This is a genomic window from Microcystis sp. BLCC-F209 (assembly GCF_041928595.1).
Classification (GTDB): domain Bacteria; phylum Cyanobacteriota; class Cyanobacteriia; order Cyanobacteriales; family Microcystaceae; genus Microcystis.
In genome coordinates this window covers 1-7127 of record NZ_JBHFLL010000281.1, presented here as the reverse complement: position 1 = coordinate 7127, position 7127 = coordinate 1, and the positions used below count along the sequence as shown (strand labels likewise).

The following is a 7127-nucleotide window of genomic DNA, read 5'->3' as shown; positions in this document are numbered from 1 at the left end:
TTGTGTGATCTCGCGTAGCGAGCGCGTTGCGACCAGTTTAACTTATATAGTAGTGATCGATCTCTGTGTCCTTTGTGTCTCTGTGGTTCCCCTTCCACTCACTTGCCCGCAAAACTGTATCTTAGAATACATTTTACCCACCAAATCGGGGAGAGCCACTGCTCTAGCTAATATCCTTAACAATAGGGTTAATTTAGCTAAACCTCCTGTAAAAGTAAGTTTTCGAGGCGCTATCTGGTCAAAATATCGAAAACCTTTATAATTCCTACTGATAACTTAGGAACTATGCAAACAATCTTTCAGCGCGTAGGCTACCTGTTGTTGTTCCTCGAAGCTTAAATCGGGGAACATAGGTAAAGATAACACTTTTTCGCTGGCCAATTCAGCCATGGGTAAATCACCTTTTTTATAGCCTAAATACTGATAAACCGGCTGTAAATGTAGGGGAATCGGATAATAAACCATAGATAGGACATCTTTTTCCTGCAAAGCTGCCCGAATTTGGTCACGATTTTCCGTTAGGATTGTGTACTGATTCCAAACGTGCTTACCCCCGGCTAAAGCGGCGGGTAAAGTGATATTAGGCAAAGGTTGCAGTAATTCCCGATAACGTTGGGCAATCTCGATCCGTTGATTATTCCAAAAATCGAGATATTTCAGCTTAATTTGCAAAATAACCGCTTGAATGGCATCTAAGCGGCTATTCACCCCGATTACCTCATGGAGATAACGCACCTTGCTGCCGTGTTCTTTAATCATGCGAATTTGTGCCGCTAACTCGGGGTTATTGGTGGTAATTGCGCCACCATCGCCACAACCGCCTAAATTTTTGGTGGGAAAGAAGCTAAAACAGCCAATATCGCCGATACTCCCCACTTTCTGCCCATGCCATTCTGCTCCCGTTGCTTGAGCGCAATCCTCAATCACCAATAAATTATGGGAACGAGCGAAATTTACCACCTCAGACATATTGACAGATTGCCCAAAAAGGTGTACTGGGATAATCGCTTTAGTCTGGGGAGTAAGCGCTTTTTCCAACAGTGCCACATCGAGGTTAAAAGTATTAATATCGATATCGACAAAAACCGGCACTGCCCCGACTAAATTAATCGCTTCGGCGGTGGCAATAAACGAAAAAGTAGAAGTGATGACTTCATCCCCCGCTTGAATACCGAGGGCGCGCAGTGCCAGATAAAGGGCATCGGTTCCCGAATTACAGGCGACACAATCGCTAACACCATGATAGAGGGCAAATTGTCGTTCTAATTCGCTCACAGCTTCACCGCCAATGTAGCGCCCAGAACGGAGGATTTCTAAAACGGCATGGTTAGCTTCTTCGCTGATGACTTGGTATTGACGGGATAAATCGACGGGGGGAATTGTACTCACGCGCTTTCACTCAAATTAGAGACTAATCGGGATTTGTTGGCGAAAAGAAGGAATAATTAGTCAAAAATAATTATAAACTTGCTATTTATAGATGAAGTACCCTTGTAATTTGTTTCTTTTATTTTTATGGATGGATTAGTAGAACTAAATCTGGTGGATTTGGGTTGGGCTTTGGGGATGATGGGCATTTGTTTACTCCTCTCCCGTTGGTCAAATTTAGCCCTAGAGGGACAATTATTATTAGCGACCGGTCGCTCGATCCTGCAATTATTAGTGGTAGGCTACGTTATCGCCGTTATTTTTTCCCTCGATAATCCTCTAGCAGTGCTGGGGATTTTGGCAGTGATGATGACTATCGCGACTATTGTTGCTAAAAATCGCATCGATAGCCGAGATAAAGGCTTATTACCCCTAGTTTTCGGCTCTTTATTGATTAGTAGCTGTCTAACTTTAGGTTATGCGATCGCTTTAATTATTCAACCAGAACAATGGTACTCACCCCAATACTTAATTCCCTTGACGGGGATGGTGTTAGGGCAAGCGATGAATAGTGCCTCTTTAGCCGGGGAAAGATTAAGCAGTGCGATTAAAAGTCACCGTTTAGAAATCGAAACCCATCTTTGTTTGGGGGCAACCCCTCAACAAGCGATCGCATCCTATCAAAAAGCGGCGATTCGAGCTAGTTTAATCCCCACCCTCAATCAGATGATGGTAGTGGGTTTAGTCAGTTTACCCGGAATGTTCACCGGACAGGTATTGGCAGGAAGTGAACCTTTAAACGCCGCTTCCTACCAGATACTGATCCTGTTTATGATTGCCCTAGCTAACCTAATCACCGCACAATTGGTGACAGAGGGAATCTATCGGCGCTTTTTCGGTGAGAATTTATCACTTATCAGTTGAAAGGAATCGGGGGGCGGGGGTTAGGGTTTTAGGGTGTTGGGGTGTTAGTTGAATTCCCCCATTCCACCATTTCCCTATCCCCTAACGGCCAAAAATTAGGCCTTCCACTTGCTGGCAACGACTTCAGCGAGATCAACCACCCGTTGGGAGTAACCCCATTCGTTATCGTACCAAGCGATAACTTTTACCATATCGCCACCCATCACCATGGTGAGACTAGCATCAACGATCGAGGAGGCATCAACACCGCGATAATCAGAGGAAACGAGAGGTAAATCATTATATTCGAGAATTCCTTTCAAAGAATTTTCCGAAGCTTCTTTGAGGACTTCGTTTACCTGTTCCGCGATCGTGCTTTTTTCCACTTGCGCCACTAAATCCACCACAGAAACGTTAGGAGTGGGTACCCGCAGAGCGATACCGTTAAGTTTCCCTTTCATTTCCGGGATAACTAAGGCTACAGCCTTGGCGGCGCCGGTGGAGGTGGGAACGATGTTAACGGCGGCGGCGCGAGCGCGACGCAGATCCCGGTGACTAGCATCCAGAATCCGTTGATCACCAGTGTAACTGTGGGTGGTGGTCATCGTCCCTTTGATGATGCCGAAGTTTTCGTGAATCACTTTAACGACAGGAGCCAGACAGTTGGTGGTACAACTGGCATTACTGATGACGTTGTATTTATCGTGTTCGTATTCGTCAGCGTTGACACCAACCACATAGGTTCCCACACCCGAACCTTTACCCGGTGCGGTAATGAGGACTTTTTTAGCTCCTGCGACAATATGCTTAGAAGCGCCCTCTTCATCGACGAAAACACCGGTAGCCTCGATAATCAGATCTACACCCCATTCTGCCCAGGGCAGATTGAGGGGATTGCGATCGGAATAACATTTAATAGTTTTACCGTTAACAATTAAAGAATTATCATCGGCATCGATATTAGCGTTAAGTTTGCCTAACATCGAGTCATATTTGAGCAGGTGAGCGTTACTCCGGGGATCGGATGTATCATTGATCCCCACTACCTCCAAGCCACTATTAGTCCTTCCTAACCAACATCTTAGGAAATTACGTCCAATCCGTCCGAAACCATTGATCGCTACTCTAATCACTGCTGCTTGCCCTCTACGTTTTAGTGCAATACATAAAAAAATAATTAATGTTCCCAATCATACCTTAAAGGTTGAACTTTGCGATCCCGATCGAAAATAATTTATTAGCTCACCATTGAGGAGACTCCGAGACAGGAGACTCCGAGACAGGAGACTATTTTTATTTATTCTCCCCACTCCCCACTCCCCACTCCCCACACCTCACACCCCACTTCCCACTCCCCACTCCTCGCAGCCTAGAAAAAAGGAATTGGGAGAAAAAATTTTAATTCTGCGTCAAGGATGTTGCAGGGGGACCGGGCAACATTTGGGAATTCTGGTCAAATGCCCCTATCATGAAGTTGACTTTACTACCGATCGAGTTTAAAACTTATATAATCGTGGGTCTGAGGAGTGAAAACAGTGAAAAAAGTTAAGTTTAACGGCCAACCTTTCCATTTTATCGGTATTGGCGGTATTGGGATGTCAGCCCTCGCTTATATCCTAGCCAAGCGCAATTTACCCGTGTCTGGCTCTGATTTACGTCCTACTCATATTACCCAACGGCTACAGGGAGCGGGAGCGCAGATTTTCCACCGTCAAGAGGCCAATAATTTAGCTGTATTTCATTCTCCGGTCCCTCAAAACAGTAGCCAAACAGTTCCGCAAGTAATCTGCTCCACGGCGATTAATGACCATAATAAGGAATATCAAGCGGCCAGAGACTTAGGATACCCAATTTTTCACCGTAGCGACGTTTTAGCGGCTTTAATCGCTGATTATGACAGTATCGCCGTTGCTGGAACCCACGGCAAAACCACCACTAGCAGCCTAATCGGTTACGTTTTGTTAGAAGCGGGATTAGACCCCACGATCATTGTCGGTGGTGAGGTGGACGCGTGGGAAGGTAACGCTCGTCTCGGTCAAGGTCGTTTTTTAGTGGCAGAGGCCGATGAGTCCGATGGTTCCCTGACCAAACACGCCCCGAAAATCGGCGTAATCACTAATATTGAGCTAGATCACCCGGATCATTACCATAATTTAAGCGAAGTTATCGATACTTTCCATGAATTCGCCCATCAGTGCCAGATTTTAGTCGCTTGTTTAGATTGTGACACGATCGCCGAGCATTTCCGTCCGACAATCAGTTATAGTCTCGATCCCGAAAAAGGTGCCGATTACACCGTCAGCGAGATTATCTATGAACAGGGAATGATGAAAGCTTCCGTCTGGGAAAAAGGCGGTTATCTTGGACAAATGGAAGTGAAAATCCCGGGGCAACATAATATTAGTAATGCTTTGGCAGTGGTTGCTATCGGACGTTATCTCGGTTTAGAATTTGCCGTTATTGCCGATGCGATCGCTACTTTTGCTGGGGCAAAACGCCGTTTTGAACACAAGGGAGAGGCAAACGGCATTACTTTTATCGATGATTATGCCCATCATCCTAGCGAATTGTTGGCCACGTTAGCGGCGGCAAAATTGAAGGTAGAAGGCAAACAGTACCAACGTTCGATCGCTATTTTCCAACCCCATCGCTACAGTCGCACCACTGCCTTTTTAGAGGAATTCGGCTCCGCTTTCAGTTCCGCCGATGTGGTAGTCTTAACGGATATTTATAGTGCTGGGGAAGTGAATATCAATCACGTCACCGGGCAGCAAGTGGTCGAACAGGTGAGAAAACACCATAAAAACGCCTACTATCACCCTGAATTGAGTTCTTTAGGTCAATTCCTGCTAGAAATTCTCCAACCAGGGGATCTGGCTCTGTTCCTCGGCGCTGGCAATCTCAATCAAGTTATCCCCGAAATGCTCTCTCTTTACCGTGAACAATTAGCAGTTAGAGTATAGGATTCAGTTATCAGTTATCAGTTATCAGTTATCAGATTTGAGTTTTTAAGTGAGCAGTATTAAATAAGTAGGGAGGCACAATTATTTGTAGGATGGGTTAGCGGCAGCGTAACCCCTGCGGGTGTTGAGTTTCATGCTTCAACCCAACCTACTTTCTGCTCCTTTGCTCCCCATCTCCCCAACCCCCAATTTATAATTCATAATTTATAATTTCCAATCCCTAAAACCCTATGATTAAATCCTCTGTTTCTCTAGCTGAGTTCACTTCCTACCGGGTGGGGGGAAGAGCGCAATGGTATGCCGAACCAGTTAATCTAGAGGAATTAAGAGAAGTGTTCGCTTGGTGGCGAGCGCAAGATTTACCTTTGAATGTTTTGGGGGCTGGTTCAAATTTACTGATCAGCGATCGAGGTTTACCCGGACTTGTCCTCAATACTCGCCATCTGCGATCGAGTTGTTTTGATGCCGAAACTGCTACGATTACAGCAGCGGCGGGGGAACCCCTGCCAAAAATAGCTTGGAGAGCGGCAAAACGGGGCTGGAAGGGCTTAGAATGGGCGGTGGGTATCCCCGGTACGGTGGGGGGTGCTGTGGTGATGAATGCGGGCGCACATACCTCCTGTGTGGCGGATCGATTAGTGCGGGCGCTGGTATTAAATCCCGATGGTCAGTTAGAAACTTTAAGCAAAGAAGATTTAAATTATAGTTATCGCAGTTCTTCTCTGCAAGGGAATCAACGTTTAGTTGTCGAAGCCACATTTCAGTTAGAAGCTACCGATAATTGTGAGGAAATAATGGCAATTACTACCCATAATTTACGCCATCGCAAAAGTACCCAACCCTATGATCGTCCCAGTTGTGGTAGTGTTTTCCGCAATCCTAAACCGCAATTTGCCGGGGCTTTAATTGAGGGAATGGGATTAAAAGGTTATCAAATTGGTGGGGCGCAAGTATCAGAATTACACGCTAATTTTATCCTGAATATTGGTTCAGCAAAAGCCTCGGATATTCTGCGTTTAATTCGTCATGTGCAGGAACAAGTGTTCGATCGCTGGTCTCTCTGGTTAGAACCAGAAGTGAAAGTTTTAGGGGAATTTGACGGGATTTAACTATTTTTCTCGATAACGGTTGAACTCAGCCGCGATGGGCTGGAGTGCGACAGCAGATATTTTTATAATCCTCTAGCATGGTGCGTTCCCCAAAAATCTATTGGTGGAGCAGTAGGAGCCACATTAGGGAACGCACCCTACAAGATTGCTATTTTTAATATATCTCGTGGGGGGTGCGTTACATTTAATTAACGCACCCTACGCGATCGCTGATCGCACTGATAGCCGTTTGACTTTGATATTGCCAATTGTCTGCTCTGCTTGCCATAGATCGTATTGCATTTGCTGATTGAGCCAACTTTCAGGAGATGTATCGAAAGCTTTCCCTAAGCGAATTGCCATTTCGGGGCTAATACCTGCCCTACCATTTAAGATGGCAGATAGGGTTTTTCGACTTACACCCAATGCTTCAGCAGCCTCAGTCACAGTCAGATTCAAAGGTTCGAGACAAAGTTCTTTAAGAACTTCACCAGGATGTGGTGGATTATGCATTTTCATCAGTGGTAGTCCTCAAGATCGACATCACAAGCACCAACACCGTCAAAGGTGAAAGTGATCCGCCAGTTTCCAGATACTCTCACCGTCCAGGTTCCTTTACGTTGCCCTGCCAGTTCATGAAGTACCAATCTGGGTAAGCAATTATTGTAGCGACTGTCTTGATTGTCAAGGGGTAACTCAAAAAACAATCAAGGAGTTGCTGTCGAACCTAAAATCTCAAGCCAGAAAAAAGCGCAGCAAAAACTAAGTCGCTCAGGTTAAACCAAAGCAAGCGCAACCCTTGATC

General features: G+C 45.5%; 7 protein-coding genes. 4 read left to right on the top strand and 3 right to left on the bottom strand.

Features of this window, described 5'->3' with window-relative positions; all coding sequences use genetic code 11:
- The coding region (locus ACE1AQ_RS17960; RefSeq protein WP_374808933.1) for a hypothetical protein at window positions 1–262 on the top strand (262 nt) is incomplete at its 5' end.
- A 14-nt stretch (window positions 263–276) separates the two neighbouring features.
- On the opposite strand, the gene ACE1AQ_RS17955 is transcribed toward ACE1AQ_RS17960, so the two are convergent.
- Window positions 277–1389 carry a DegT/DnrJ/EryC1/StrS aminotransferase family protein gene (locus ACE1AQ_RS17955; RefSeq protein WP_008205915.1) on the bottom strand — a complete coding sequence of 371 codons (1113 nt, stop codon included), beginning with the start codon at window positions 1387–1389 and terminating at the stop codon, window positions 277–279.
- 126 nt (window positions 1390–1515) lie between these two features.
- Between ACE1AQ_RS17955 and fetB the strand changes: the two genes are divergently transcribed.
- On the top strand, window positions 1516–2292 hold the full coding sequence (fetB, locus tag ACE1AQ_RS17950; protein WP_008205913.1) for an ABC transporter permease: 777 nt from the start codon (window positions 1516–1518) through the stop codon (window positions 2290–2292).
- A gap of 95 nt (window positions 2293–2387) precedes the next feature.
- On the opposite strand, the gene ACE1AQ_RS17945 is transcribed toward fetB, so the two are convergent.
- Window positions 2388–3404: a type I glyceraldehyde-3-phosphate dehydrogenase gene (locus tag ACE1AQ_RS17945; RefSeq protein WP_039900510.1), complete on the bottom strand. Its 1017-nt coding sequence runs from the start codon at window positions 3402–3404 to the stop codon at window positions 2388–2390.
- Between the two features lie 402 nt (window positions 3405–3806).
- Here ACE1AQ_RS17945 and murC point away from each other — a divergent pair, with 402 nt between their 5' ends.
- Entirely contained in the window at window positions 3807–5234 is a 1428-nt protein-coding gene (gene murC, locus ACE1AQ_RS17940) for a UDP-N-acetylmuramate--L-alanine ligase (RefSeq protein WP_008205910.1), read from the top strand.
- A 230-nt stretch (window positions 5235–5464) separates the two neighbouring features.
- The gene (gene murB, locus ACE1AQ_RS17935; protein ID WP_110546065.1) at window positions 5465–6343 is read left to right on the top strand and encodes a UDP-N-acetylmuramate dehydrogenase; all 879 of its coding nucleotides are present in this window, start codon (window positions 5465–5467) and stop codon (window positions 6341–6343) included.
- Between the two features lie 198 nt (window positions 6344–6541).
- On the opposite strand, the gene ACE1AQ_RS17930 is transcribed toward murB, so the two are convergent.
- The gene (locus ACE1AQ_RS17930) at window positions 6542–6835 is read right to left on the bottom strand and encodes a HigA family addiction module antitoxin (RefSeq protein WP_253852090.1); all 294 of its coding nucleotides are present in this window, start codon (window positions 6833–6835) and stop codon (window positions 6542–6544) included.
- Window positions 6836–7127: the final 292 nt, after the last annotated feature.